The following is a 26156-nucleotide window of genomic DNA, read 5'->3' on the forward strand; positions in this document are numbered from 1 at the left end:
GTCAGCGCGTGAAGGCCTGCACGTTGCCCGCATCGACATTGATCATGTTGCCCGTGGACTTGGCCGATGCTTCCGAACCCAGCCAGTAGGCAGCTTCGGCAATGTCTTCGGGCAGCACGTCGCGCTTGAGCATCGAGCGGTTGCGATAGTGCGCTTCGAGTTCGTCGCCCGCGTCGATGCCGTTCGAGGCCGCGCGTTCCTTGCGCCAGTCGCCGTCCCAGATCTTGCTGCCGCGGATGACCGCATCGGGGTTCACGACGTTGACGCGGATGCCTTCAGGCGCGCCCTCCAGCGCGAGGCAGCGTGCGAGGTGGTTGGCGGCTGCCTTGGCCGAGGCATAGGCCGATGCGCCAGCTGCAGCGGCGACCGCGTTCTTCGAACCGATGAACACGACCGACGAACCGCCCTGCTCCTTCATCCGCTTGAGCAGCGGCCAGGCGGCGCGGGCCGTCAGGAAATACCCCTGCGCCAGAACGTCGTAATTGCGGTTCCACAGGTCGAGCGTGGTCTGCTCGATGGGTGCCGACGAAGCGATGCCAGCATTGGCGACCAGCACATCCAGCCCGCCGAACTCGCGCGCGGTGTATTCGAACGCGGCGGCGACCTGCGCTTCGTCGGTGACGTCGCAGGCCACGGCGCGGACCACGTCCTTGCCGAACTGCTTCGCAAACCCCGCACGCACTTCTTCGGCGGCGGTGGCGTCGCGGTCGGCCAGCACCACGCACGCGCCTTCGCGCAGGAATCGGGCGGCCGTCGCCGCACCGATGCCGCCCGCGCCGCCGGTGACGAGCGCGATCTTGCCGACCATCGGCTTGGGCGCGGGCATCCGCTGCAGCTTGGCCTCCTCGAGAAGCCAGTATTCGATGTCGAATGCTTCCTGTTCATCGAGCGCGATATAGTCGCCGATCGCTTCAGCCCCGCGCATAACGTTGATGGCATTGCCATAGAACTCGCCCGCAAGCCGGGCGGTGGTCTTGTCGGTGGCGAAGGTGATGCGACCGACGCCCGGGACAAGCACGACCACCGGGTTGGAATCGCGCATCGCCGGGCTGTTACCGCGCTTGCAGCGCTCGTAATAGGCCGCGTAGAGATCGCGATAGGCGGCGATCTGCTCGGCGAGATAGGCATCGTCGGCAAGGCGCGCCGGATCGAGCGTCAGCGGCGCGATCTTGGTGCGCAGGAAGTGGTCCGGGCACGAGGTGCCGAGCGCGGCGAGGCGCTCAAACTCGACCGAGCCAACGAACTCCAGCGCCTCGGCATCGTCCGAGTAGTGGCCGAGCTTGCGACGTGCGCCGGTCATGAAGCCGCGCAGGCGGGGCATCAGATCGGCGGCGATGGCGGCGCGATCGGGATTCGGCGCGACCTTCTGGCCACCGAACGCGGGCTTGTCGCCCAGCTTGGCGTTGAGGTAGGCCGCAGCATCCGCGATCAGCGAAACGGTATGTTCGTAGCAGGCCTTGGCACTGTCGGCCCAGCAGATGATGCCGTGGCCAGCGAGCATGACGCCTTCGACACCGGGATTCGCCTCGACGAAATCGCGCAGCATCACGCCCAGCGTGTAGCCCGGGCGCTTCCACGGCAGCCAGCCGATCTTGCCGCCCCAGATTTCCCTTGTGGCCGCTTCCCCGCCGGACGAGGCCGCGAGCGCAATGATCGCATCGGGGTGGACGTGATCGACGTGTGCGAAGGGCAGCAGCGAGTGCAGCGGCGTGTCGATGCTGGCCGCGCGGCCATTCAGGTTGAAGGTGCAATGCGGCAGGTAGCCGACCATCTTGTCGTCATCGTCGGGCCCAGCATAGTGCGCCTCGAGCCCCAGCAGCTTCGACTGGTAGAGCGTGGCGAAGCCATCGAGCTTCATCGAGCCGATGTCGCCGCCCGATCCCTTGACCCACAGCACTTCGACCTTCTCGCCGGTCAGTGGGTCGACCTCCTCCAGCTTGGCCGACGTGTTGCCGCCGCCGAAGTTCGTGACCGTAAGATCGCTTCCGAGCAGGTTCGAACGATAAAGCAGCAGTTGCGCGGGACTGAGCGTCGCGGCGACCGAGTCGTCCCAGCGGCTGGTTGGCACCGCGAAAGGGATCGCGGCTGCGGAAATCGAGGTCTGGGCGTTCATGGCATCCCTTTGAAGCATCAGGTCGGCGTTGCGCCGTACGAAGGTGCTGCTAACATTTCTACTGGAAATGATCAACAATGATCGATATTGATCATTTAACGCAAAGCAGGGAGAGCAGCGTGCCGAACGGCACCACCATTGTCATCGATCTGGGCAAGACGCTCAGCAAGGTCAGTCTCTGGGACCCGGCCGGTCAGATGCTCGACCGCCAGGTGCGGCCGAATACGCCGATCGAAGTCGATGGAGTGCGCCGACTCGACGCCGGGGGCACCGCACAGTGGCTGCTCGAAACGCTTGGACGGCACGCCGGGCATCCGGTCCGGACGATAGTTCCCGTTGGCCACGGCGCCGCAGTCTGCGCGCTGGATCAGGGCCGGCTGGCCTTTCCGCCGCTCGATTATGAAGAAGAGCTGCCCGAGGAATTGCTTGCCGAGTATCGCGCGGCACGGGACCCGTTTTCGGTCACAGGCTCCCCGGCGCTTTCCGGCGGATTGAATTTCGGCGCGCAACTGTTCTGGATGGAGCGGTTGTATCCGCAGATCATGGCCCGCGCCGCGCTGGTGCCCTGGGCGCAATACTGGGCCTTTTTCCTGACCGGTCGCGCGGTCAGCGAGGTCACCAGCCTGGGCTGTCATTCAGACCTCTGGAACCCGCGAGCGCAGGATTTCTCGCCCCTCGCCGAACGCATGGGATGGGCCGAAAAGCTGAAGCCGGTCGTGCGTGCGAGTGATGTAGTCGGCACGCTGACGCCGGACATCGCGGCAGCCACGGGTCTTTCACCGGACGTCGAAGTCCTGGCGGGGTTGCACGATTCGAACGCCGCGCTTCTCGCCGCGCGCGGATTTGCCGAGATTGCGGACAACGAAGCGACCGTCCTTTCGACCGGCACCTGGTTCATCGCGATGCGGACACCGCAAAGAGTGCCGGCACGGACCGTTGACACGGCGGTGCTGCCGGAAGAGCGCGATTGCCTGGTCAATGTCGATGCCTACGGCAATCCGGTGCCCTCGGCGCGCTTCATGGGTGGGCGCGAAATCGAAACGCTGATCGAGATCGATACTCGCAGGGTCGACATCAAGCCCGATCAGCCGGCGCTGCTTGCGGCGGTGCCCGAAGTGCTCAGGAACAACCGCATGATCCTGCCCACCCTGTGCGGCGGTTGCGGCCCGTACCCGAACGCGACCTTCACCTGGGTCAACCGGCCGGACGACTGGTACGAACGCCGGGCCCTTGCCTGCCTTTACGCCGCGCTGGTCGCCGACACGTCGCTGGACCTTATCGGCGCATCGGAGCGCCTGCTGGTTGAAGGGCGCTTTGCCGAAGCTGAAGTCTTCGTGCGCGCACTCGCCACACTTCGCCCGGATTGCCAGGTCTTCACCGCCATCGCGCACAACGATGTATCCTTCGGTGCCCTGCGGCTGATCGATCCGGGCCTCAAACCGCAGGGCGACCTGGTGCGGGTGCGACCGCTCGATGCCGATCTCGATACCTATCGCAGTCGCTGGCTGGCAGAAGTGGAAGCCGCAAACGTGAGCAACGCCGCATGATCGCCGCCTCGATCCCCGACTACCGCGAACTCGCCCGCAAGCGGCTGCCCCGGTTCCTGTTCGAATACATCGACGGCGGCTCGTATGCGGAAGTGACGCTGCGCCGGAACATCGCCGACCTCGAAAACATAGCGCTACGCCAGCGGGTGCTGCGCGACATGTCGCAACTCGACCTTTCGACCGAGCTGTTCGGCCAGAGACAGGCCTTGCCTGTCGCCCTTGCGCCGATCGGCCTCGCCGGGATGAACGCAAGGCGCGGCGAATGCCAAGCCGTGCGCGCAGCCGAAACGGCGGGCATCCCCTTTACCCTTTCGACCGTCTCTGCCTGCTCGATGGCCGAAGTCGCCCGCTCCGCCAGCCGGCCGTTCTGGTTCCAGCTCTACATGATCCGCGACCGCGGCTTCGTCCGCGAGCTGTTGCAGGAAGCGGTCGAGCTCAAGTGCTCGACGCTGGTCTTCACCGTCGACATGCCGGTGCCGGGAAGCCGCTATCGCGATTACCACTCGGGCCTTGCCGGCGCGCCGGGCCTGCAGGGGGCGGTGCGCCGCGCCCTGCAAGGTGCAATGAAGCCAGACTGGGCTTGGGACGTGGGCGTCATGGGCCGGCCCCACGCGCTCGGCAACGTCGCCCGCAAGCTGCAGGGCAAGACCGGGATCGAGGACTTCTTTGCCTGGATGCGCGAGAACTTCGACAACTCGATCTCGTGGAAGGATCTCGATTTCATCCGCTCGGAATGGAACGGTCCGTTGGTGATCAAGGGGCTGCTCGATCCCGAGGACGCGCGCGAAGCCGCCGCGATCGGCGCCGATGGTATCGTCGTTTCGAACCACGGCGGCCGACAGCTCGATGGCGTGCTGTCCACCGCACAGGCGCTGCCTCCCATTGCCGAGGCTGTGGGCGACCAGCTCACCGTGCTTGCCGACGGGGGTGTGCGTTCGGGCCTGGACGTTCTGCGCATGCTGGCGCTCGGGGCGAAAGGTGTCTTGCTTGGCCGGGCCTGGGCCTTTGCCCTTGCCGCGCGCGGGCAGGCCGGGGTCGAGCACATGCTCCGCCTGATCGACGCCGAGATGCGCGTCGCGATGACGCTCACCGGCGTCACCTCCATTGCCGAGATCGACCGGTCGATCCTCGCACAACGATAAAACGACAAGGAAGGGATTGGATCGATGGGCGGGAACCCTTTGCTGGGCGTGCTTTTCCACTGGATCGGAGGGTTTTCCTCGGCCAGCTTCTACGTGCCTTACAAGCGCATCCAGCGCTGGTCGTGGGAAGTGTTCTGGCTTGCTGGCGGCCTGTTTTCATGGGCGATCGCCCCTTGGGTCTTCGCTGCCTTGCGCACCGAAGACCTGCTCGGTGTGCTCTCGTCGGCTCCACGCGAAACGCTCGCCTGGTGCTGGTTCTGGGGCGCGATGTGGGGCTTTGGCGGTCTCACCTTCGGGCTGACAATGCGGTATCTCGGCCTCTCGCTCGGCATGGCGGTGGCGCTAGGGCTGACCACTGTCATCGGGACGATGGGGCCGCCGATCTTCCACGGCACCATTGGCGAAATCGCGGCCAAGTCCAGCGGACAACTCACCCTGCTGGGCATTCTCATCACCCTCGTCGGCATCGTCGTGGTCGCCCGTGCGGGCAGCGCCAAGGAACAGGACCTCGGCGGCCAGGCTTCGGAAGGCGTCGCCGAATTCGACTTGCGCAAGGGCCTGCTGATCGCGGTCTTCTCAGGCTGCATGTCGGGCTGCTTTGCTTGGGGGCTCGACGCCGGCCAGGCAATCCGCGACCTGACCCTTGCCGCCGGCACTGATCCGCTGAGCCAGGGCCTGCCGGTGCTCTGCGTCGTCCTTGCTGGCGGCCTGACCACCAATCTTCTGTGGTGCGCCTATCTCATCGGCAAGAACCGCAGCTTCGGCCAGTTCTTCGGCGCCGTCTCCGATCCCGAGAATGGCGGGCCGGCGCCGCTGCTGGCCAACTGGCTGCTTGCCGCGCTGGGCGGAACGCTGTGGTACGGCCAGTTCTTCTTCTACACGATGGGCGAAAGCCAGATGGGCCGCTTCGGCTTCTCGTCCTGGACGCTGCACATGGCATCGATCATCCTGTTTTCCACGCTGTGGGGTTTCGCTCTCAAGGAATGGAAGGGCGCGAGCCGCCGCACACGTACGCTCGTCTGGACCGGCATCGCCCTGCTTGTCGGTGCGACTGTCGTCATCGGCATCGGCAACATGATCGAAGCTGCGACCGTGACCGCAGGCTGAGCGCGACATCGTCAGGAACGATGGAATTCGCTCAATCCTTGCTGCATAGGCGTCACAGCAGGTTTCAGGGGCCAAACACGACCATGCACGCGGCCGAACGCGAAAGAATGATCATCGAGGCGCTGCGCCCGACCGGGTTCATCAGCTATCGCGATCTGGAGGCGCTGCTGGATGCTTCCCCCGCGACGATCAGGCGCGACCTGACGCGCCTGGAAGAGGACGGCAAACTCGTCCGCGTCCACGGCGGGGCGAAACAGCGCGAAGAAGAGGCAGACACCCGCAACCTTCTTGGCACGCCGTTCGATCTGAACATCACGCAGAACCTGTCCTGGAAGCAGGCCATCGGCAGGGCGGCTGCAGCGCTGTGCCGCCCCGGTGAAGGCGTGATGATCGATGGCGGCACCACTACCTTGCAGATGTGCCCGCATCTTGACGGCCTTGGCCTGCAGGTGCTGACAAATTCGCTGCACATCGTGAACGCCCTGCTGGGTCAGGCCAGCACGCGCATCCTCGTCCCGTCGGGGGCGGTTTTCAGGGAACAGAACATCATCTTGGCCCCTGCGGGCGAGGAATCCATGCCTCGCTTCCACGCCCCGCGGCTGTTCATGGGGGCCGCCGCTGTCGGTCCGCAGGGCGTCATGCAGGCCGACCCCGTACTGGTCGCTGCGGAGCGGCGGCTGATCGACCGTGCCGAAAAGGTCATCCTGCTGGTCGATAGCAGCAAGTTCCGCACGGAATCAGGCACGATCGTGTGCGGTCTGTCCGAAATCGACACCCTGATCACCGACGGCAACATCTCCGATCACAGCGCGGCGATCATCGAGGACGCGGGAATAGAGCTGATTCGCTGCTGAGCCCCTATCTGCGGCGGTAGCGGAAGTACCAGACCTCGTGCCCGTAGACGGTGCGGGCCTTGTGTTCGTAGCGGGTTTCGGGCCAGCCGCCGGGGCGCACCTGAAAGTCCCGCGCTTCCTTCGCCAGCCACTCAAACTGGTCGGTGTGGCGCTGCATCACGCCAAGTGCGTGGCGCAGATAGACCGCATGATCGGTACCGAAGCGGAATTCGCCGCCCGGCCTGAGCTTGGCGGCGAACAGGTCTACCGGCCCATCGTTCATCATCCGGCGCTTGGCGTGGCGCGCCTTGGGCCAGGGATCGGGGTGGAGCAGGTAGAGGAACGAGAGCGCGCCATCGGGAATGCGGCGCAGCACTTCGAGCGCATCGCCATGGTGGATCCGCACGTTGCGGATCGGCGGATGCGCGCCGCCATCGCCATCGACGTGGGTCAGCGCCTGGGCCACGCCGTTGAGGAACGGTTCGGCGCCGATGAAGCCGTGATCGGGCAGCATGTCGGCACGGGCGGCCATGTGTTCGCCGCCGCCGAATCCGATCTCGAAATGAAGCGGGCAATCCTGCCCGAACAGCGCGAGGGCCGTGACCGGACCATCGGCGGGCACCGCGATCTGCGGCAGCAGGTTGTCGACCAGCGCCTGTTGCCCGGCGCGCAGGGGCTTGCCCTTGGCGCGGCCATAGAGGCGATTGATCGTGGTCGGGTCACCGGGCTTGTGGGCGGTCATGGGCTCTCTCGGAAATTGCGGGGCCGATGGCAGGCATGGCGCGGTTTGGCAACCGGCGCGCGCCGAGCCGGTGGCTCCACGAAAAAATTGGGATGGACGCCCGCGGGGCCGTGTGATGATCAATCGACCTTGATGGTAGCGGAACTGGCAGACCCCGATCTCGATGCGTCGCTGGGAGCGCTGAGCGACCGCGAGCGCGAGATCCTGGGCTTGCTGACCGCCGGGCACACAGTGAAGTCGATTGCGGGGCTTCTGGGCCGCTCCGAAGCATCGATCAACGAACGCCTGCGCGATGCGCGCCGCAAGACCGGGATCGGCAGTAGCCGCGAACTGGCCCGGCTGCACGATGCCTGGGCGGCGGCACAGAAAAATCGGGACGAGAAAATCGATCTGCACACGGCTGATGGTGGAGCCGATCAGGGGTCCATGCCGCCCCGATCGGGGTGGCCCCTTTCGAAAGGAGCCCTTGCCATGCTGATCCTTCTACCCGCCATCGCTATCGGCGGCTTGCTGTCGATGACCGATTCGCCTTGGCGCGCCGCTGCGCCTGACCGCGCCACGACGGCGGCGGCGGCCCCATCGCCGCTGGTCGGCCGGTGGGCGCTCGACGTAGCACGCATTCCCGCCGAGGAGCGGCCCAGGGGCGTGACGATCGCCTTTGCGACCGGGGCGGACCGCAAATGGACCACCGATGTCGAGATCACCGCGCCCGACGGTTCGGTAATGAAGGCGCATTCGACCGCTGCAACCGATGGCGTGGCGGTGCCGGTGAGCGGCAACTTCGCCGCCATCGATACCGCCTCGCTGCGCCAGCCCGCGCCGAACACGCTGGTGATGACGCTGGGCAAGGGGGGCCAGCCGATCTCGACCCGGGTCTATGCGGTAGCAAAGGACCGGCGCACGATGACCGAGACGATCGTGTGGGCGGGCAAGGACCTGCCCAAGCTTGAGACCACGGTGTTCCGACGCATCGATTGAAGAAGCATCGACCGAAGGAGCATCGACGGACGCCGCCGGCGCACAAAAGGAAACGGCTCGCGCTGGTGGACGCGAGCCGTTGCAGAGGTGTGAAGGGGGGTCGAGCGGTTCAGGCCGCTTCGATTGCACTCATGTCGTCCGGATCGCGCAGCACGTAGCCACGGCCCCAGACGGTTTCGATGTAGTTTTCGCCGCCGCAAGCATGCGCGAGCTTCTTGCGCAGCTTGCAGATGAACACGTCGATGATCTTGAGTTCGGGTTCGTCCATGCCGCCATAGAGATGATTGAGGAACATCTCCTTGGTCAGCGTGGTGCCCTTGCGGAGCGAAAGCAGCTCCAACATGGCGTATTCCTTGCCCGTGAGGTGGACGCGGGCGCTGTCGACCTCGACCGTCTTGGCGTCGAGGTTGACCGAAAGCTTGCCGGTGCGGATGACCGACTGCGAGTGACCCTTCGAGCGGCGCACCACGGCGTGGATGCGGGCGATCAGTTCCTCGCGGTGGAAGGGCTTGGTCACGTAGTCGTCGGCGCCGAAGCCAAACGAGCGGACCTTGCTGTCCATTTCCGAGATGCCCGAGAGGATCAGCACCGGGGTCTGCACCTTGGCGACGCGCAGCTTCTTGAGCACGTCGTACCCGTGCATGTCGGGCAGGTTCAGGTCGAGCAGGATGATATCGTAATCGTAGAGCTTGCCCAGATCGAGGCCTTCTTCACCGAGGTCGGTGGAGTAGACGTTGAAACCCTCGGCGCTCAACATGAGCTCGATCGCCTTGGCGGTGGTCGGCTCGTCCTCGATCAGCAGCACACGCATGTAAGTGCCCCCTAATGCCATTCCCCGGCGCGGATCCGACATGGCCAGTCGTTTGTGATCCTGCGCTCTATTAACCATAGGAGGAATGAACGTTAAAGGTTAATTTATCGTAACCGCTCCAAAGTGAAGATGATCGTTTACGGCATTTTCCCTGAATATACGTGATCTTGCGGGCGGGAATGGATGATGCGACGCAACACAAGCGCTTAAATTGAACCGCGCAAAGCCACCCTCAGGCGCCGGCGACTCCGAGGCTTGACGCGGCTTCGCGCAGGCGGCGGGCATTTTCCTGATCGTTGCGCAGCGCGGCAAGGCCATCCTGCAGCGCCTGCGCCGCACGCGCCGGCTGGCCTAGCTGCATGCGGCTGCGCATCAGCATGATCCAGCCTTCGGGGTTCTCGGGCCGCGCCTTGAGCTTGGCTTCAAGACCATCGACCATGCCGTTGATCATCGCTTCCTGCTGCCCCTTGGGTAGCCCGGCGGCGGCGCGCATCTCGGTGCTGGTCGGCCCGGGAATGGCCCCTGCGGCCAGTTTTGCGCCATCCGTGGCCATGCCGCCCGCCGGCGCTGCGAACTGCGCTTCGGCCAGGCGCTTCTCGACGTCGATCTTGTACTTGTCGGCAACGTCGCGAATCACCTTGCGGATGTCTTCGGCATAGGGCGCATCGGCCGGGGTATCGGCAAGCAGCGCGAACCACGCGTTAATCGCGCGGCGGTGGTTGCCGGCAAGGTCCATCGCCACCGCCTTGAAGTAGCGGGCGCGCGCGTCCTTGGGATCGAGCTTGAGCGCCTTGTCGAAGGCCGCGCGCGCATCGGGCGGGATCCGGCCTTCCTTGTTGCTGGCGAGCACCAGCGCCTCGCCCAGGAACGAGAAGGTTTCGGCATGCTCGGGATCGAGCTTGGTCGCCTTCCTGAGCGCGGTGGCCGCTTCGGCGTAGCGTTCGGTCTGGAAGTAGGACCAGCCGAGCATGCGCCAGCCTTCTGCGTCCTCGGGATTTTCGGCGAGCCGCTTTTCAAGCTTGGCGATGACATCGTCGACCGAGGGCGTCTGGCTTTCGGTCGGCGCGGGCGGCTGCGGCTGGACCAGCGCGACATCTTCGTGCGGCTTGCGGAAGGCGGCCACGCCGCCCGCGGCCAGGGCCACGGCGGCGGCAAAGCCCAGCACAACCTTGCCCGCGCGGCCGGATGCCGCACCCGCTGGTGCGGGCGCCGTGCCGGTCGATCGGGAGTCAGCCTCGGTCATCGCTTGCTCCTGCCCTGCGCCGCCCATGCGCGCAACGTCTTATCGACGCGCCGCATATCGCGCACGCGCCGCCAAGCGCAAGAGAACGCCGCACTTGCGGCGGCCGCCCGCCTTGGGCGGTCGCCTTCGCGGGGCAAATTGCTGCTGGCAAACGGGCCGTCTTGCGCTAAGGTCAGGCTCCAAACGGGTTCGCGCCAAACGGAAAAGACGACAGGGGGGCAAACGCGCGCGCACCAGCGCCGGTCTCTCTGTGGGCGGGGGACACTGGACCTGTGAGCGTGCTCTACAAGGTGGCAATCGTCGGGTCGGGCCCGGCCGGGATGAGCGCGGCCAGCCGCGCCGCGCAGCTGGGGCTGGATCACGTTCTGCTGGAAAAGACCGACCACCTGTCGGACACCATCTTCAAGTACCAGAAGGGCAAGCACGTGATGGCGACGCCATCGCAGCTGATCCTGCGATCGGACCAGGAGTTCGACGCCGGCAAGCGCGAAGATATCCTCGAGCGCTGGAACGCACGTACCGCCGCGCTGGGCGTCAACGTGAAGTACAATGCCGACGTGAAGGCGATCCGCGGCACCGGGCCCGCGATCGACGGCTCGGTCCAGACGATCGTCACGCGCGCCCGCGACGGATCGACCACGACCACGCAGATCCAGCGCCACGCCCCGCCCTATGCGATCGAGCTGACGAACGGCGAAACGATCATGGCCGAGACGGTGGTCCTGGCCATCGGCACGCAGGGCAACCCCAACCTGATGCGCTGCCCCGGCGCCGATCTGCCGCACGTGACCTATCAGCTCGACGACCCCTACGCCGTGCTTGACCAGCATATCGTGGTCGTGGGCACGGGCGATGCGGGAATCGAGAACGCGCGCGGGCTGGTCGAAGACCCGGCGCAGGGCAATGTGGTGACGGTGCTCAACCGCAGCCCCAAATCCACCAACGTGCGCGAAAGCTTCGCCACCGCCAAGGAACCCAACGCCAAGGCGCTGGTGGAGGACGATGCCGCCGGCAAGCTGACCATCCGCTACGAATCCGAAACCAAGGCGATCGAGCCGGGCTGGATCACGCTCAGCACCCGCGATGGCGAGGAACGCATTCGCTGCGACCGGATCATCGCCCGCATCGGATCGGCACCGCCACGCGCCTTTGTCGAAGGCTGCGGCATCGAATTCGCCAGCAACGACCGGCTGGCTTTCCCGACGCTGTCCCCGCAGTTCGAATCGAGCGCGCCCGGCATTTTCGTGATCGGCGCGCTGGCCGGCTATCCGCTGATCAAGCACTGCATGAACCAGGGCTACGACGTGGTCGAGTTCATCGCCGGCAACCGCGACCTGAAGCCCGCCGACGAACCGCTGCTCGAAGCCAAGTTCGCAGGGCTGCCCGGCAAGCGCAGCGTCAACGAATGGCTGGAGTTCCTGCGCACGCGGGTAAGCATCCTCGAAGGCATGACCACGCTGCAGCTGCGCGAGTTCATGCTCGATTCCGATGCACGCTTCTATTCGGCCGGCGCGACGGTGTTCGAGAAGAACGATCCCGGATCGTCGCTGTTCGCCATTGCCGACGGATCGGTCAACGTGCGGCTAGCCCCCAACGATGCCAGCAAGGTGGTGCCGATCCCGCAAGGGTCTATCTTCGGCGAAGTCGGCCTCATTTCGGGCCGCCGGCGCGGCGCAACGATCGTGGCCGCCGAAGACTGCATCTGCGTAGAGATCAGCCGCAACGCCGCATTGAAGCTGCAGAGCCAGGTGCCGACCGCAAAGCGCGCGATCGAGCGCATCTCGATCGAGCGCCAGCTGCTGCAGATGTTCGGATCGGGGCTGACCAAGGAAGATGTGGCCGAGGTGGTGAAGACCGCCAAGATCATGTCGGTCCGCGCGGGCGATGCGATCATCAAGGAAGGCGACGACGACAAGGACATCTACGTCATCCGCGTCGGCTCGATGATTGTGGAAAAGGAAGTCGGTGGAAAGCCGGTGTTCCTCTCCTACCTTCCCGCCGGTTCCTATGTCGGCGAGATGGCGCTGATCGATGGCGGGCAGCGCACCGCCACGGTGCGCGCGGCGATCAAGAGCGAGGTGATCAAGGTCGATGGCGAAGCCTTCGGCCGCGTGCTGGCGGCGAAGCCCGCCCTGCTGGAGCGCGCGCGCAAGGACATGGAGGTGCGCCGGCGCACCAACGCCTTCGTCGAATCGAAGAAGGACAGCTTTTCGGGCGTCGTCGACCTCTATTCCGAGCAGGCCAAGTTCCTTGTCAGCCAGGGCCTTGGCGAAGCGACCGACGTTCTGCTGATCGACGAGCGGCTGTGCGTGGGCTGCGACAACTGCGAGAAGGCCTGCGCCGACAGCCACGACGGCCTGTCGCGGCTGGACCGCGAGGCGGGCAAGAGCTTTGCCCACCTGCACGTGCCGACCAGCTGCCGCCACTGCGAACACCCGCACTGCATGGCCGATTGCCCGCCCAACGCGATCCAGCGCGGACCCGACGGCGAAGTGCGGATCAACGACACCTGCATCGGCTGCGGCAACTGCCAGCGCAACTGCCCCTATGGCGTGATCCGCATGGACAAGGTGCCACCGAAGAAGCCCGGCCTGCTGAGCTGGCTGTTCTTCGGCAAGGGGCCGGGGCCGGGCGAACCATCCTACAAGTGGTCGAAGAAGAACACCAAGTACACCGGCGATCCCGCCGTGGATGAAGCGCTCGACCGCAAGAAGGCGATCAAGTGTGACATGTGCGCGGGAATCGAAGGCGGCCCCAGCTGCGTGCGCGCCTGCCCCACGGGCGCTGCCATCCGCGTCTCGCCCGACGAGTTCCTGACCGTCGCGCGGCTCGAGAACGAGGGGGCCTGACGGTATGGCGAGCATCGCACCGCGCCGCCGCACCGGCGCCAGCCGCGAACGCACGAGCACGCACGAGGGCTTCCTGGCCCACCGCGACTTCCGCTGGCTGAAGATCTCCGCCGCGCTCGCGGTGCTCCTGATCGCGCTCTACATCTGGGTGCCGCTGCCCGCCGGGCACTTCGGTTCGAGCTGGCTGGGCTATACGCTGGGCACGATCGGCGCGCTGCTGATCCTGTGGCTGACCATGCTGGGGGTGCGCAAGCGGGCGATCACGCCGGGGCGCTGGAGCCTGAAGGCGTGGACCAGCGCCCATGTCTATCTGGGGATGCTGCTGATCGTGGTCGGCACGCTGCATTCGGGCTTTGCCTTCGGCTGGAACGTGCACACGCTGGCCTGGGCGCTGATGATGCTGGTGATCGTTTCGGGCATGTTCGGCATCTGGGTCTATGCCTCGCTGCCACGCGCCCTTTCGGAAAACCGTTATGACGCCGAAGGCGCGATCACCGAAAAGCAGATGGTCGAGGCGATCCGCTCGCTCGACCGGCAGATCCACGATGCCGCGCAGCCGCTCGACGCGGAAAGCGCGACGCTGGTGAACCGCAGCCTGGAAGAAGATCCCTTCGCGGGAACGTTCTGGAACCGCCTGACCGGCCGCTACCCGCGCGATGCCACGCGCGGCGCGGCAGCCGAACTGCGCCAGCGGCGCGCCTTCCTGCCGCGCCGCGCCGACGATCCGCTCGACAAGGTGGACGCGCTGCTCACGCGCAAGGAGGCCATGCTGTCGCGCATGCGGCGGCATCTGAAGCTCAAGACCTGGTTGCAGGCGTGGCTCTATGTCCACGTGCCGGTGACCTTCGCCCTGATCGCCGCGCTGTCCGCGCACGTGATCGCCGTGTTCTTCTACTGGTAAGGGCCGCACGATGACGTTCCTGGTCCGCCAGATCGCGCTCAAGTCCAACGGCGAGGAGATCGTCCGCCCCACCACGGTGGAAGGCGCCGAGCTGCTGATCGGCCGCGATTCGGCCTGTGCCGTCCACCTGCCCGACCTTGCGGTCGATCCGCGCCATGCCCACGCGGTAATCGAGGGCGATGGCACACTGCTGGTCGAATCGGTGGGCGACCAGCCGTTCGAAGCCGACGGGCGCAGCACCACCCGTACGCGCATCGATCTGGGCGTGGGTGCGGAACTGGGCTTTGGCGGCCATCGCATCACGGTTTCGCGCGATGGCGAAAGCGGCGCGGCGGTGCTGACCGTGCGGCGGGTGGAGGTCGTTTCGGAAAGCGCCGAGGACATCGACCTTGGCACCGCCTTCACGCTGAAGGGCCTGCTGCCGGGCAAGCGCGTGTCGGCCTGGGCCTTTGCGGTGCTAATGCTGGTGGCGTTCCTGGCGGTGCCGATCTGGTCCTATGCGACCTACCAGCCGCTGGCGATGCACAAGGATGCGCGGCGGCCTGCCGGAATCCATGGCGATACCGCCTGGTCGTCCGGGCACCTCAGCCTTGCCCACCACAACCTGGAAAACGACTGCCAAGCCTGCCACACAAAGGCCTTCGTCGCGGTGACCGACAACGCCTGCCTGTCGTGCCACAAGGAAGACGCGCACAACCACATTCCCGATGGCGCACGGCTGCTGCGCGCGCGCGGCGAACCGCAGGGCATGGCGCGGCTGACCCAGGCGGTGGCCACCGCGTTCAACCGTCCGCAAGGCAGGTGTGTCGCATGTCACACCGAGCATGAGGGGGCAGGTGCTATGCCGGCCACCCGGCAGCAATTCTGCACCGATTGCCACGACGGATTGAGGACGCGCTTGCCCGACAGCAAACTCGACAATGCCGCCGATTTCGGAACGGCCCACCCGCAGTTCCGCCCGACGCTGATCGCGGCGGTGGCGCCGGGAGGCAAGCCGGTGTTCGCGCAAGTAAGCTGGGCGCCGGGGCTGAAGGAGGCGAACGGCCTCAAGTTCACCCACGCGCAGCACCTGTCGCACAGCAACGGCGTGGCGCAGATGGTCCGCCGCCGTCCGGGGCGCTTTGCGGCGAATGACGCACTCGGCTGTCAGGATTGCCACAAGACCGAGGCTGGCGGCGCGCGGTTCAAGCCGGTGGTGATGGAAGAGGCGTGCGAAAGCTGCCATTCGCTGACCTTCGACCAGGTGGGGGGCACGTTCCGCACGCTGCGCCATGGCGAACCCGAACAGGTCGTGGCCGACTTGCGCGCTTTCTATCGCGGCGGCGCGCCGGCCCGGCCGGCAACGCTTTCGGGCCTTGGCCGCCGCATTCCCGGGGACGCGGCGCGCGCGGCGAGCGCGGCCGATTATGCCCGGGCGGTGCATTTCTATCCCGTGCGCGGTGATCAGGCGGTGGCCCAGGTGTTCGGCCAGGGCGGCATGTGCGCCGATTGCCACGTCATCACCCGTGGCGGCAGCGCCGCGACCGACGGCTTCACCGTCCAGCCGGTGGCGCAGAACACGCGTTACTACCACGTAGGCTGGTTCGACCATTCGGATCACCGCAAGACCGACTGCGCCACCTGCCACACCGGCGCCAAGAGCTCGAACGATGCACGCGACCTGCTGGTGCCGGGCCTCGATGGCCCGGGGGGCTGCCGTTCGTGCCACGTGGGCGAGACCGGCACGAAGCTGGCAGGCGCGCACGTGACCGATCCGGTCAAGTCGGGCTGTGCGATGTGCCATGCGTACCATATGGACGCCAACGATCCGACGGGAGGACAGCCGTGGAAGCCAGCCGACCAGCGCAAGAAGCGCGCGATTGTCACCACGGCGGATGCGGACCGGCCGCGCCGCGTGGCACTGGCACGCTAGGCCGCGTTTCATGCTGATTGCCCAGATCACCGACATCCATCTCGGATTCGAGCCGGACACGCCCGACGAGTTCAACCGCCAGCGGCTCGACCGCGTGCTCGCGGAGCTTTCGGGCCTGTCGCCCCGTCCCGATCTGCTGCTGCTGACAGGCGACCTGGTCGATCGCGGCGACGTCGCAAGCTACGAACGGCTGCGCGAGGCGCTCGATGGCCTGCCCTTCCCCGTGCACTTCGCGCTGGGCAACCACGACGAGCGCGCGACGTTCCGGTCGGTGTTCCCCCAGGCGCCGTTCGCCGGCGGTTTCCTGCAGTACGCGATCGACGACCCGACGCTGCGGCTGCTGGTACTCGATACGCTGGAAGAAGGCCGCCACGGCGGCGCGTTCTGTGACGAACGCGCGCGCTGGCTGACCGAACGCCTGGATGAAGCGCCCCACCAGCGCACGTTGATCGTGCTGCACCACCCGCCGATGGAAGTGGGCATCGCGTGGATGAACACCGACCCCGCCGAACCTTGGGTCGCGCGCCTCGCCGGCGTACTGGCAGGCCGCGCCAACGTCGTCGGCCTGATCTGCGGGCATATCCACCGCGCGATTACCGCGCGGTGGGAAGGCCACATCGTCGCCACCTGCCCTTCGACCGCGCCGCAGGTAGGGCTCGACCTGCGCCCGCTCGATCCCGACCAGCCCGACGAGCGGGCGCTGATCATTGCCGATGCGCCAGGCTATGCCCTGCACTGGTGGAACGGTCGCGAGCTGATCACCCACTGGGACAGCGCGGGCGAGAAGGACGTGCTCGCCCGGTTCGATGCGCGGCTGCAGGGGATGGTCCAGCACATGATGGCCGAGCGGCCCGGCCGCGCCGCAGCGGAATAGCGGTCAGCGCACCCCGGCGAGCGCCTTCTGCCGGCGCCGCTGTACCGAACTGCCGAGGCCGATCGCCTCGCGGTACTTGGCGACCGTGCGGCGTGCGAGATCGAACCCGCGTCCCTTCAGCAGGTCGACGAGCGCATCGTCCGAAAGGATCGCCTTGGGATCTTCGGCATCGATCAGCTGGCGGATCGCGGCCTTGACCGCTTCGGCCGAAACCGCGCCTTCGCCATCGGTGGAGGCAACGCCCGACGTGAAGAAGTACTTCAGTTCGAACGTGCCGCGCTCGCAATGCAGGTACTTGTTCGACGTGACGCGGCTGACGGTCGATTCGTGCATCTCGATCGCTTCGGCGACGGTGCGCAGCGTCAACGGCCGCAAATGCGCGACGCCGTGGCGGAAGAAGCCGTCCTGCTGCTTCACGATCTCGGCCGCGACCTTCAGGATCGTCTTTTGCCGCTGGTCGAGCGCCTTCAGCAGCCAGTTCGCATCGGCCAGCTTTTCGCCCAGCCAAGCCTTGGCCTCCTTGGCGACGCAGGCACCGCGCATTTCGACGTAATAGCGGCGGTTGACGACGAGGCGCGGCAGCGTCGCCTGGTTGAGCGCGATGTCCCAGCCGCCGCCGCTGGCGCGCACCAGAATGTCGGGCGCCACCGCTTCGGCCACGCCGCCACCGAACCGCAACCCGGGCTTGGGATCGTAGCCGCGCAGTTCGGCCAGCATGTCAGCGAAATCCTCGTCATCCACGCCGCACATGCGCTTGATGCGGGCGAGTTCGCCCCGCGCGACGAGATCGAGGTTGTCGATCAGGCGCGCCATGCACGGATCGTAGCGATCGGCCTCGCGGGCCTGGAGCGCCAGGCATTCTGAGAGGCTGCGCGCGCCGACGCCGGTGGGATCGAGCGACTGGACCAGTTCGAGCGCGGCCTCGATCGTCGCCAGCGGCAGGCCGAGCGCCTGGGCCGCTTCCGACAGCGGCAGCGAAAGGTAGCCCGCCTCGTCCAGCTGGTCGATCAGCCAGCGCGCGACGAACAGCTGCTGGTCATCGCGCGCCGCCGCGCCGACTTGGGCGTGGAGATGTTCTGCAAGCGTCGCCTCGACACTGCCGCGCTCGTCGATTTCGAGGCCTTCGCCGCCGCCCGAAATACGCTGTTCGCCATCGAAAGCTGTGCCGCCTTCGCCCCCGCTCCCATCCCCGGTATCGCGATCGCGGTCGAGCGCGGTCGGGTCGATGTCGAGCGGGCGATCCTCGTCGGCGCGCCCTTCGCCGACGAGCTGGTCGACGGGCGAGCTTTCGAGATGCGTGCGGCGCAGCTCCTCCGGAGCCTCCGGCGCATCGGCCGGTGCGGCTTCGCCCAGTTCGAGCAGCGGATTGGAATCGAGCGCCTCGCCTATGAAGGTCTCGATCTCGAGGTTGGACAGCGCCAGCAGCTTGATCGCCTGCTGCAGCTGCGGCGTCATGACGAGCGACTGGCTCTGGCGGAGATCCAGCCGTGGTCCTAGCGCCATCTTGTCCCTCCCCCCGGCTGCTCGCTTTAGAGCGTGAAGCCTTCGCCGAGGTAAAGCCGGCGCACGTTGGGATCGGCGACGAGCGCTTCAGGGCTGCCTGCGAAAAGCACCTGCCCGCCGTAGATGATGCAGGCGCGATCGACGATATCGAGCGTTTCGCGCACGTTGTGATCGGTAATGAGCACACCGATGCCGCGACGCTTGAGGTCCTTCACCAGATGGCGGATGTCGCTGATCGACAGGGGATCGATGCCGGCGAAGGGTTCATCGAGCAGGACGATCGACGGCTTGGCGGCAAGCGCGCGGGCAATTTCGCAGCGACGGCGTTCGCCGCCCGACAGTGCCATCGCCGGACTGGTGCGCAGCCGAGTGAGGCCGAATTCATCGAGCAGGCGGTCGAGCTCTGCGGCGCGCACGTCCTTGTCAGGCTCGATCAGCTCGAGCACCGTGGCGATGTTCTGTTCGACCGTCATGCCGCGGAAGATCGAGGTTTCCTGCGGCAGGTAGCCAAGCCCGAGGATCGCGCGGCGGTACATCGGCAGCTTGGTGATATCGACGCCATCAAGCAGGATCCGGCCCGAATCCGGCCGCACCAGCCCCATGATCGAATAGAAGCATGTGGTCTTGCCCGCGCCGTTGGGGCCAAGCAGGCCAAGCACTTCGCCCTTGCCGACCGACAGCGAAATGTCGGTCAGCACCGCCCGCTTGTCATAGCTCTTGGCGATCGAGACGACCTCCAGGCCGCCCGGAATGGTGCCGACGGCTGACGGCGGCGATACGGTGGCCGCGCTGGCGGCAGTCTCGGCATTCATCGGATCTTGGTGACCGTTAGGCTGTTGAATCGAAAGTGTCGGTTGCAGCCATAGCGGTCAACGCGGGCGCGGCAAAGCCCGTGCGAGCCGATCTGGCAGGATTTGTGCATGGAACGACGAGTGCGCGCCCCCGTTCCACAGAGGGACCAAGACTTGCTTGAAACCCGCAGCGACAGATGTTCTACTCGTTTGCGGGAGAGTGAAAACAAGCGGGGTGGCAGATGGAAAGGACGTCGGCCTTTTCGAGGCGAGCCGTCGACTGGCGCAAGCGGATGAGCGACACCGTCGCTTACGGGCTGCTGGTCTATACCGGCTTGCAGATTTTCGTGACGATGCAGGCGATTGAAGTGGGGCATTCCGCCTCCATGCTGCCGATGCTGGCGCTCGTGGTGCTGGTCGCTGCGGTCATTCCGCTGTTCCGCCGGTTCGAGCGGCGCTGGGAGCATCTTGACGATGCAGCCGCGCATGATCCCGCGCTGCGTTCTGCCTGCCGGCGCGACCAGCTGATCGTGTGGGCATGCTCGATCGGCCTTCCCTTTCTGCTGACCGCGCTGTTCAAGGCTGTGTCCACGCTGTTCTGAGCCGCTTCCCGCGCGATTGTGGTAGGACGCCCCACGCGCTAAGGCGCGCGTCTTCCATCCCGCAGGAGGTGCTTTTCACATGCTGTCGCCCGACCAGGCCGAGGAGCGTTGCAATGCGCTGATCGAACGTGCCCGCCGCATGGGTGCGCAAGCCGGGGATGCGAGCTATCATGGCAGCTCCGCGGAAGCGGTGCAGGTCCGGCTGGGCAAGCTCGAGGACGTGGAGCGTTCGGAAAGCGAGCAAATCTCGCTGCGCGTGTTCGTCGATGGGGCTTCCGCCTCGATCGGATCGAGCGACCTTGGCGACGCCGCGCTCGACGAACTGGCCGAACGCGCGGTGGCGATGGCACGACTGGCGCCGGTGGACCGCTTCGCCGGCCTCGCGCCTTCCAAACTGCTGCTTCAGGGGGAAACACCCCGGCTCGATCTGGAGGATCGCAACACGGTCCAGCCCGCACAGTTGCGCGCGCTGGCAGAGGAAGCCGAGGACGCCGCCCGCGCGGTGCAGGGCATCACCAACAGCGAAGGCGCCAGCGCCAGTGCCGGGGCGGGGATCTTCGCGCTTGTCACCAGTCACGGGTTCTCCGGCTCGTACGGTGCCACCAGCTTCAGCATCTCGGCCAGCGTGCTCGGTGGCGAAGGCAGCGGCATGCAGCGCGACAGCGCGTGGCGCAGCGCCCGGTTCTTCGCTGACCTTCCCGCGCCTGCCGAGATCGGCCGGCTTGCCGCAGAGCGCACCGTGCGCCGCCTTGCCCCCGCCCGCGTGCGCAGCGGCCCCGCCACCGTGGTGTTTGATCCGCGCGTCGGCGGTTCCCTGATCGGCCACCTGCTGGGCGCGATGTCGGGCGCATCGATCGCCCGCCGCGCCAGCTTCCTGCTGGGCAAGGATGGCGAGCAGCTGTTCGATTCCTCGATCACCCTGCTTGATGAACCGCACCGGCTGCGCGGCCTGCGCTCGCGCCCGTTCGATGGCGAAGGGCTGCCCACGGCGGCGCGCAAGCTGATCGACAATGGCCGCATGACCGGCTGGATGATGGACAGCGCCGCTGCGCGCCAGTTGGGTGGCGATCCCACCGGCCACGCCGGTCGCGGTGGATCGGGTGCGCCGCACGTCACGCCCAGCAACCTGGTGCTGCAGCCCGGCGAACTGACCCCCGCCGCGCTGATCGCCGACATTGCCGACGGGGTCTATGTGACCGAACTGATCGGACAGGGCGTCAACGGCGTGACCGGCGATTACAGCCGGGGCGCTTCGGGCCTGCGCATCGTGAACGGCGAGATTGCCGGGCCGATCGCCGAATTCACCGTGGCGGGCAATCTTATCGACATGTTCGCAGCGATGCGTGTCGCCAACGATCTGGTGATCGAGCGCGGAATCGACGTGCCGACCATCCGGATCGACGGGATGAGCGTGGCAGGCGACTGAGCCCGCCCTTTTCGGGAACAGGTTGCGGTGCGGGGCGCTTGCCTTCGCATGCGCCCCGTCATTCGCCCCCTGCTCGCTCTCCTGCTCGTCAGCGTGGCGCCGCCGTTGCTGGCGCAGTCCAGCCCCTCGGTGCTGCCGTCCGCCAGCGCGCCCCCGGCACAGCCGAGCGGGGAAATCGCGACGGACGAGGCCGTCAACGACGATGCCAAGGTGGCGCAACGCATCCGCACGATCTTCGCCGAAATCCCCGCGTTGCAGCCGGTGACGGTACGGGTTTCGGCGGGCGTGGTGACGCTGACCGGCACGGTTGCGGACCAGGCCGCGATCGACCAGGCCGCCAGCATCGCCGGGCGGCTTTCGGGCGTGGTGACGGTCCAGAACCGGCTTGATCGCAATCTTCAGGTCGAACGCAATCTCAGCCCTGCGGTGTCGGGCGTCACCGACAGGATAGTCGGGCTCTGGCGTGCGCTGCCGCTGATCGGCGTTGCGCTGCTTGTCGCGGTAATGGTCGGCTTTGCCGGTTACGCGCTTGCCGGGCGCAAGCGACTGTGGGCCCGCGTGGCGCCCAATCCATTCCTGGCCGAACTGATCGAGACGGCGATCCGTTTCGTCTTCGTCGTGGGCGGGATCGTTCTGGCGCTGGAAATCCTGGGCGCGACCGCCCTGCTCGGCGCCGTGCTGGGTGGCGCTGGCGTGATCGGCATCGCGCTGGGGTTTGCCGTCAGGGATTCGATCGACAACTACGTCTCGTCGCTGATGCTGTCGGTGCGCCAGCCGTTCCGCGCCAACGATTCGGTGCGGATCGACAATCACGAAGGGACCGTCGTGCGCCTCACCAGCCGGGCGACGATCCTGATCACCGGCGATGGCAATCACTTGCGCATCCCCAACAGCACCGTGTTCAAGGCGGTGATCCTGAACTTCACCGCCAACCCGCAGCGCAAGTTCACGTTCGACTATCCGCTGGCGCAGGATGCCGACCCTTGCCACGCACGGGGTGTGGGGCTCGACGTGCTGCGCAAGCTTGATTTCGTGCTGGCCAAGCCGGAGCCCGGGGCAGAGCTGGTAGATATTGCCGGGGCGACGCAGGTGCTGCGCTTCGGCGCCTGGGTCGATCAGCAACACAGCGATTTCGGCAAGGCGCGCACGAATGCGATGGAGGCGGTGCGCCATGCCCTTCGCGAAGGCGGCTTCCCCGCCGCCTTGCCGGGTTCGCGCGTCCGGCTGGAGCGCAAGGACGAGGATGCGCGCTCGCCTGCCGCCCCGGCGCCGGGCGCTGCGTCGGTGTCAGCCAGTGCCGACGTCGCGCCCGAAAGCCACATCACGCAGATGGCGGAGCGCGAACGCGCCGGCAAGAAGGACGGACAGGATCTGCTCGATACCAGCCGCCCCGTAGAATGACGCGCCGCGCAAGGATGCGGCGCATCATTCCGGCTTGATCAGTCAGCCTTGTCGGCGTTGTAGCGCTCGATCGCCTCGAGCGTGATGCGCTTGGCATCCTCGGCGCCGCCCCAGGTGCCGACGCGGACCCACTTTTCCTTCTCCAGATCCTTGTAGTGGGTGAAGAAGTGTTCGATCTGCTGCAGCACGATCTCGGGAAGGTCGCCCTTCTCGGCAACATCGCGGTAATATGGGAAGGTCTTGTCGTCGGGGACGCAGACCAGCTTTTCATCGCCGCCATGCTCGTCTTCAAGGTTCAGCACCGCGATCGGACGCGCGCGCACTACCGAGCCGGGCACGAAGGGCGAGCGGGCAATGACCAGCGCATCGAGCGGGTCGCCGTCGGGCGAGAGCGTGTGCGGCACGAAGCCGTAGTTGGCAGGGTAGCGCATCGGCGTGTGCAGGATGCGATCGACGAACAGCGCGCCCGAAGCCTTGTCGAATTCGTACTTGACCGGTTCACCACCAACCGGAACCTCGATGATCACATTGAGGCATTCGGGGGGATTGTCGCCCGTCGGAATCATGTCGATGCGCATGGTCTGCCTTCGCTGCTGGGCCGTGGGACGGCCGGTTTTGCCCAAGTTGGGCCGGGCTCTAGCGAAGCCCCTTGTGCGCTGCAACAAGACTTATGGATTAGAGTGCGCTGGCGTTTACGAGCTTCCGCCAAGGGCATTGATGGTGAAGGCGATCACCCCGATGTTGAACACGAAGGCCGCCAGCGAATGCAGTGTCGCTATGCGCCGCACCTCACGAGAGGTGATTTCGACATCCGATGTCTGAAAGGTCATGCCGAGGGTGAAGGAGAAGTAGGCGAAATCGAGATAATCGGGCGTCTTCGTGCCCGGGATGTCTAGCCCGCCAGTATCCTTCCCCTGCTCGCCATCCGCCGAGTAGTAGAGATGGGCGTAATGCATCGCGTAGACGGTGTTGGCAAAGGCCCAGGTCAGCGCCAGCGTGCCGATCAGCCGCAGCATGGCAAGGTGGCTGCCCTTGCTCGCTTCGGGCAGTTCGCCGGCGATGGCCGCCATGACCACGGCAGTCAGCACGGTCGTGATCCCCAGCACAAGTATCCGGTTCGCATCGTTTTCCGCCGAATGGCGCCGCATCGTGTCGGTGTCGCATTTACCCAAGAGCGGCCATAGCGAAACGAGGAAGGCTATGGCCGCGAAATCGAAGCCCATGGCAAGAGAATCCGCCCAGCCGCTGGAATGCATCAAACCGTGCCAGCCGAGCGAAACGCTCACGAGCAGGACGAGGAACAGGATGAACCGAGGGGGCGCGATCCGCTTGCCCAGGCGCAGGCCGATGCTCATGCGCCCTTGCTCCGTGCGGTGGCCCGTGGCGCAAACAGGCGGTCGAGGCCGCCGGTCGCCACATCGCCCGCCCGTTCGAGCCACGGCCAGCGCAGCCCGTCGTGATAATCGATGGTCAGAGGGTAGACCTGGTCGTCGCGCTTCACCACCAGCGCGATCGGGGCCGCCGTACCCTTGGCGGCGGTTATCGCGGCCTTCAACCCTTCGCCGTCGTAGGTGACGCCGTTGACCGATACGATCTGCATGCCGGTGACGATGCCGGCGCGCATCGCCGGTCCGTCCCAGCGGCTGGCGCTGACCGCACCGGCCTTGTCGAGCGTGAGGCCGATAGAATGGTTGAGGTTGAGCGTTTTCGTCTCGTCCATCCTCGCCTTGTCGTAAGCGTTGGGCGTGTCCCGCCAGACCAGCTTGTAGCCGCCTTGCTCGATGCCGGCCAGCGGGGCGGGCTGGCCGGGGCTCTGAATCCGGGTCGCCAGGAATCCGGCCCAGTCGTAGGGGTAGATCGCCTGAAGCGCGGCGACGACATCGTCCAGTTCATAGGGCATGACGCCCCAATCGCCGGGCCGCACGCCGAAAAACGCGCGCGCGAAATCGTCGAGGCCCTTGGCTCCCCCGGTGCCTGCGCGGATGATCTGGTCGGCTTCAAGCCACACCAGCATACCTTCGCCGTAATACTCTTCGTTGCGGGCGAGCGAGGAAAACGGCTTGGGCTTGCGCGCCGCAAAGACGGGATCGAACGTGGTATCCTCTACCGAACGCCACGCCCGTCCGGGGTACTGTGTGTAAAGCCCCGCCGTGGTGGCGATCATGCCCAGCACGGTGTCCTTGGTCTGGACGCCGGATCGCGCGGCCAGCACATTGCCCCAGAACTGCGTCTGGCCTTCGTAGATCCAAAGCAGATCACCCTGCATCGGCCGCGAATAGTCCGGCGTCCACAGCCGGGCGGGACGGCGGAACTTGCCGTTCCACGAATGTACGAATTCGTGCGGGACGACGTTACGGTCCCAGTCATTCGCCGCCCAGTCGACCCAGGTGCGCGGTTCCATCTGGCTTTCGCTCGAACGGTGGTGTTCGAGCCCGATCCCGCCCATCCGGTCGGTCAGCGCCAGCAGGAAATCGTAATGGTCGAAATGCTGTGCACTAAACAGCACCTGCGCTTCTTCGACGAGGTTGCGATAAGTCCTGAGGTTTTCAGGGCGAATCGCCAGCAGCCCGGGCTTGTCGGCAACCACATCAAGCGCGACGTTGCGTCCCAGGTCGAAGCGCTGGGCATAAGCGCCGGCGAAAATCGGCGAATCGATCAGCGTTTCGTAGTCGGTCTCGGCAAAGGCGGTGCGGCCGGCGCTGGCCTTCTGCCCTTCGAGCGCGGTGAACACGCTCCAGTTGGCGGGGAAGCGCACGGTTGGGCGCACGCGGATCTGGCGAACGTAGTGCCCGGCGGGATAGAGACTGACCGTCTCCCACTGAAGATTGCTTATCTCGCGCGTGACGGCAACGCGGCCTTCGGCATCGCGCAGGGGTGAGGTGTAGATGAACTTCGCGACGATCTCGCGCGTGCCAGCGGGAAGATCGACGTGGAACGCCTCCACCGCCACCGGATCGCGCCGCCAGCGCAAGGCGGTGCCGTCAGCGGCAGTGAAGGTAAGTCCGGTCAGTTCGGCGAGCGGTCCGCGCGGACCATGCTTGCCGGGAAGCCAGCGCGGCGAAAGGAGGGTGAGGCGCTGTGTCCCTTGCGCGACCGGGATGGTTTCGATCACGCGCATGGCCCCCGTGACGACATCGCTCGCATCGACATCTAGCGCGATGGTGCCGGCATAAGGCACGTCCTGCGGTTCTGGCAGCGGGGGCGGCAGCGGCGCGGTGGCCGGGCGAGAATTGGTGGCCGGCTGGACTTGCGCCAGAACGGGCATGGAGGCGGCAAGCAGCGGGAAGATCGCGAACCCGAACGATTTTTTCATCACCGCAACTTGGCGCGAAGCAGGCGGCCGCGCAAGCGCGCGGGGCCTTAGCCCGCATCGTAAAGGAC

At 66.2% G+C, this 26156-nt stretch carries 21 protein-coding genes; 12 read left to right on the forward strand and 9 right to left on the reverse strand.

Features of this window, described 5'->3' with window-relative positions; all coding sequences use genetic code 11:
• Position 1: 1 nt before the first annotated feature.
• Complete coding sequence (locus tag HHL27_RS12545) at positions 2-2113, reverse strand: bifunctional rhamnulose-1-phosphate aldolase/short-chain dehydrogenase (protein WP_169493773.1); 2112 nt, start codon at positions 2111-2113, stop codon at positions 2-4.
• Between the two features lie 119 nt (positions 2114-2232).
• Between HHL27_RS12545 and HHL27_RS12550 the strand changes: the two genes are divergently transcribed.
• From HHL27_RS12550 to HHL27_RS12565, 4 genes are all read left to right on the forward strand, one after another.
• The gene (locus tag HHL27_RS12550; RefSeq protein ID WP_338114895.1) at positions 2233-3660 is read left to right on the forward strand and encodes an FGGY-family carbohydrate kinase; all 1428 of its coding nucleotides are present in this window, start codon (positions 2233-2235) and stop codon (positions 3658-3660) included.
• Positions 3657-4802, forward strand: coding sequence for an FMN-dependent L-lactate dehydrogenase LldD (lldD, locus tag HHL27_RS12555; RefSeq protein WP_169493775.1), 1146 nt, complete (start codon positions 3657-3659; stop codon positions 4800-4802). Before HHL27_RS12550 ends, lldD begins: the two co-directional genes overlap by 4 nt.
• A gap of 24 nt (positions 4803-4826) precedes the next feature.
• Positions 4827-5909: an L-rhamnose/proton symporter RhaT gene (gene rhaT / locus HHL27_RS12560; protein ID WP_169493776.1), complete on the forward strand. Its 1083-nt coding sequence runs from the start codon at positions 4827-4829 to the stop codon at positions 5907-5909.
• A gap of 83 nt (positions 5910-5992) precedes the next feature.
• Positions 5993-6763 carry a DeoR/GlpR family DNA-binding transcription regulator gene (locus HHL27_RS12565; protein WP_169493777.1) on the forward strand — a complete coding sequence of 257 codons (771 nt, stop codon included), beginning with the start codon at positions 5993-5995 and terminating at the stop codon, positions 6761-6763.
• Positions 6764-6767: 4 nt separating this feature from the next.
• Here HHL27_RS12565 and trmB read toward each other — a convergent pair whose 3' ends face one another.
• Positions 6768-7484 (reverse strand): tRNA (guanine(46)-N(7))-methyltransferase TrmB, encoded by a 717-nt coding sequence (gene trmB / locus HHL27_RS12570; protein ID WP_169493778.1) that lies wholly within the window; start codon positions 7482-7484, stop codon positions 6768-6770.
• Positions 7485-7616: 132 nt separating this feature from the next.
• Between trmB and HHL27_RS12575 the strand changes: the two genes are divergently transcribed.
• Entirely contained in the window at positions 7617-8462 is an 846-nt protein-coding gene (locus tag HHL27_RS12575; RefSeq protein WP_240959794.1) for a helix-turn-helix domain-containing protein, read from the forward strand.
• Between the two features lie 109 nt (positions 8463-8571).
• Here HHL27_RS12575 and ctrA read toward each other — a convergent pair whose 3' ends face one another.
• Both ctrA and HHL27_RS12585 read right to left on the reverse strand, forming a co-directional pair.
• On the reverse strand, positions 8572-9273 hold the full coding sequence (ctrA, locus tag HHL27_RS12580; protein WP_169493779.1) for a response regulator transcription factor CtrA: 702 nt from the start codon (positions 9271-9273) through the stop codon (positions 8572-8574).
• Positions 9274-9505: 232 nt separating this feature from the next.
• Positions 9506-10516: a tetratricopeptide repeat protein gene (locus HHL27_RS12585; RefSeq protein ID WP_169493780.1), complete on the reverse strand. Its 1011-nt coding sequence runs from the start codon at positions 10514-10516 to the stop codon at positions 9506-9508.
• Between the two features lie 272 nt (positions 10517-10788).
• Between HHL27_RS12585 and HHL27_RS12590 the strand changes: the two genes are divergently transcribed.
• The 4 genes from HHL27_RS12590 to HHL27_RS12605 are packed head-to-tail and all read left to right on the forward strand — an operon-like array spanning position 10789 to position 17052.
• Complete coding sequence (locus tag HHL27_RS12590; RefSeq protein WP_169493781.1) at positions 10789-13365, forward strand: cyclic nucleotide-binding domain-containing protein; 2577 nt, start codon at positions 10789-10791, stop codon at positions 13363-13365.
• Positions 13366-13369: 4 nt separating this feature from the next.
• A complete protein-coding gene (locus tag HHL27_RS12595; protein WP_169493782.1) occupies positions 13370-14266 on the forward strand; it encodes a hypothetical protein in 897 nt (298 codons plus the stop codon).
• Between the two features lie 10 nt (positions 14267-14276).
• Entirely contained in the window at positions 14277-16178 is a 1902-nt protein-coding gene (locus HHL27_RS12600) for a cytochrome c3 family protein (protein WP_169493783.1), read from the forward strand.
• A gap of 10 nt (positions 16179-16188) precedes the next feature.
• Positions 16189-17052, forward strand: a complete 864-nt coding sequence (locus tag HHL27_RS12605; protein ID WP_169493784.1) for a phosphodiesterase — start codon at positions 16189-16191, stop codon at positions 17050-17052.
• A gap of 3 nt (positions 17053-17055) precedes the next feature.
• Here HHL27_RS12605 and rpoN read toward each other — a convergent pair whose 3' ends face one another.
• On the reverse strand, positions 17056-18555 hold the full coding sequence (rpoN, locus tag HHL27_RS12610; RefSeq protein WP_169493785.1) for an RNA polymerase factor sigma-54: 1500 nt from the start codon (positions 18553-18555) through the stop codon (positions 17056-17058).
• A gap of 26 nt (positions 18556-18581) precedes the next feature.
• The gene (gene lptB, locus HHL27_RS12615) at positions 18582-19367 is read right to left on the reverse strand and encodes an LPS export ABC transporter ATP-binding protein (protein ID WP_169493786.1); all 786 of its coding nucleotides are present in this window, start codon (positions 19365-19367) and stop codon (positions 18582-18584) included.
• A 272-nt stretch (positions 19368-19639) separates the two neighbouring features.
• Here lptB and HHL27_RS12620 point away from each other — a divergent pair, with 272 nt between their 5' ends.
• The 3 genes from HHL27_RS12620 (at position 19640) to HHL27_RS12630 (ending at position 22775) form a co-directional block, all read left to right on the forward strand.
• Positions 19640-19948, forward strand: a complete 309-nt coding sequence (locus tag HHL27_RS12620) for a hypothetical protein (RefSeq protein ID WP_240959744.1) — start codon at positions 19640-19642, stop codon at positions 19946-19948.
• A 79-nt stretch (positions 19949-20027) separates the two neighbouring features.
• Positions 20028-21374, forward strand: a complete 1347-nt coding sequence (locus tag HHL27_RS12625) for a TldD/PmbA family protein (RefSeq protein WP_169493788.1) — start codon at positions 20028-20030, stop codon at positions 21372-21374.
• 48 nt (positions 21375-21422) lie between these two features.
• Positions 21423-22775: a mechanosensitive ion channel domain-containing protein gene (locus HHL27_RS12630; protein ID WP_169493789.1), complete on the forward strand. Its 1353-nt coding sequence runs from the start codon at positions 21423-21425 to the stop codon at positions 22773-22775.
• 38 nt (positions 22776-22813) lie between these two features.
• On the opposite strand, the gene ppa is transcribed toward HHL27_RS12630, so the two are convergent.
• The 3 genes from ppa to HHL27_RS12645 form a co-directional block, all read right to left on the reverse strand.
• On the reverse strand, positions 22814-23353 hold the full coding sequence (gene ppa, locus HHL27_RS12635; RefSeq protein ID WP_169493790.1) for an inorganic diphosphatase: 540 nt from the start codon (positions 23351-23353) through the stop codon (positions 22814-22816).
• A 114-nt stretch (positions 23354-23467) separates the two neighbouring features.
• Positions 23468-24130, reverse strand: a complete 663-nt coding sequence (locus tag HHL27_RS12640) for a DUF1345 domain-containing protein (protein ID WP_169493791.1) — start codon at positions 24128-24130, stop codon at positions 23468-23470.
• On the reverse strand, positions 24127-26088 hold the full coding sequence (locus tag HHL27_RS12645; RefSeq protein WP_169493792.1) for a M61 family metallopeptidase: 1962 nt from the start codon (positions 26086-26088) through the stop codon (positions 24127-24129). Before HHL27_RS12645 ends, HHL27_RS12640 begins: the two co-directional genes overlap by 4 nt.
• Positions 26089-26156: the final 68 nt, after the last annotated feature.

The sequence above is a fragment of the Novosphingobium olei genome (assembly GCF_012927405.1).
Taxonomy (GTDB): domain Bacteria; phylum Pseudomonadota; class Alphaproteobacteria; order Sphingomonadales; family Sphingomonadaceae; genus Novosphingobium; species Novosphingobium olei.

Coding starts and splice junctions, on each gene's coding strand:
- HHL27_RS12585 (WP_169493780.1), bottom strand. CDS start 10,516: ATGACCGAGGCTGACTCCCGATCGACCGGCACGGCGCCCGCACCAGCG.
- lldD (WP_169493775.1), top strand. CDS start 3,657: ATGATCGCCGCCTCGATCCCCGACTACCGCGAACTCGCCCGCAAGCGG.
- ctrA (WP_169493779.1), bottom strand. CDS start 9,273: ATGCGTGTGCTGCTGATCGAGGACGAGCCGACCACCGCCAAGGCGATC.
- HHL27_RS12565 (WP_169493777.1), top strand. CDS start 5,993: ATGCACGCGGCCGAACGCGAAAGAATGATCATCGAGGCGCTGCGCCCG.
- rhaT (WP_169493776.1), top strand. CDS start 4,827: ATGGGCGGGAACCCTTTGCTGGGCGTGCTTTTCCACTGGATCGGAGGG.
- HHL27_RS12645 (WP_169493792.1), bottom strand. CDS start 26,088: ATGAAAAAATCGTTCGGGTTCGCGATCTTCCCGCTGCTTGCCGCCTCC.
- HHL27_RS12625 (WP_169493788.1), top strand. CDS start 20,028: ATGCTGTCGCCCGACCAGGCCGAGGAGCGTTGCAATGCGCTGATCGAA.
- HHL27_RS12575 (WP_240959794.1), top strand. CDS start 7,617: ATGGTAGCGGAACTGGCAGACCCCGATCTCGATGCGTCGCTGGGAGCG.
- HHL27_RS12630 (WP_169493789.1), top strand. CDS start 21,423: ATGCGCCCCGTCATTCGCCCCCTGCTCGCTCTCCTGCTCGTCAGCGTG.
- trmB (WP_169493778.1), bottom strand. CDS start 7,484: ATGACCGCCCACAAGCCCGGTGACCCGACCACGATCAATCGCCTCTAT.
- HHL27_RS12605 (WP_169493784.1), top strand. CDS start 16,189: ATGCTGATTGCCCAGATCACCGACATCCATCTCGGATTCGAGCCGGAC.
- HHL27_RS12620 (WP_240959744.1), top strand. CDS start 19,640: ATGAGCGACACCGTCGCTTACGGGCTGCTGGTCTATACCGGCTTGCAG.
- HHL27_RS12545 (WP_169493773.1), bottom strand. CDS start 2,113: ATGAACGCCCAGACCTCGATTTCCGCAGCCGCGATCCCTTTCGCGGTG.
- HHL27_RS12640 (WP_169493791.1), bottom strand. CDS start 24,130: ATGAGCATCGGCCTGCGCCTGGGCAAGCGGATCGCGCCCCCTCGGTTC.
- lptB (WP_169493786.1), bottom strand. CDS start 19,367: ATGAATGCCGAGACTGCCGCCAGCGCGGCCACCGTATCGCCGCCGTCA.
- ppa (WP_169493790.1), bottom strand. CDS start 23,353: ATGCGCATCGACATGATTCCGACGGGCGACAATCCCCCCGAATGCCTC.
- HHL27_RS12595 (WP_169493782.1), top strand. CDS start 13,370: ATGGCGAGCATCGCACCGCGCCGCCGCACCGGCGCCAGCCGCGAACGC.
- HHL27_RS12600 (WP_169493783.1), top strand. CDS start 14,277: ATGACGTTCCTGGTCCGCCAGATCGCGCTCAAGTCCAACGGCGAGGAG.
- rpoN (WP_169493785.1), bottom strand. CDS start 18,555: ATGGCGCTAGGACCACGGCTGGATCTCCGCCAGAGCCAGTCGCTCGTC.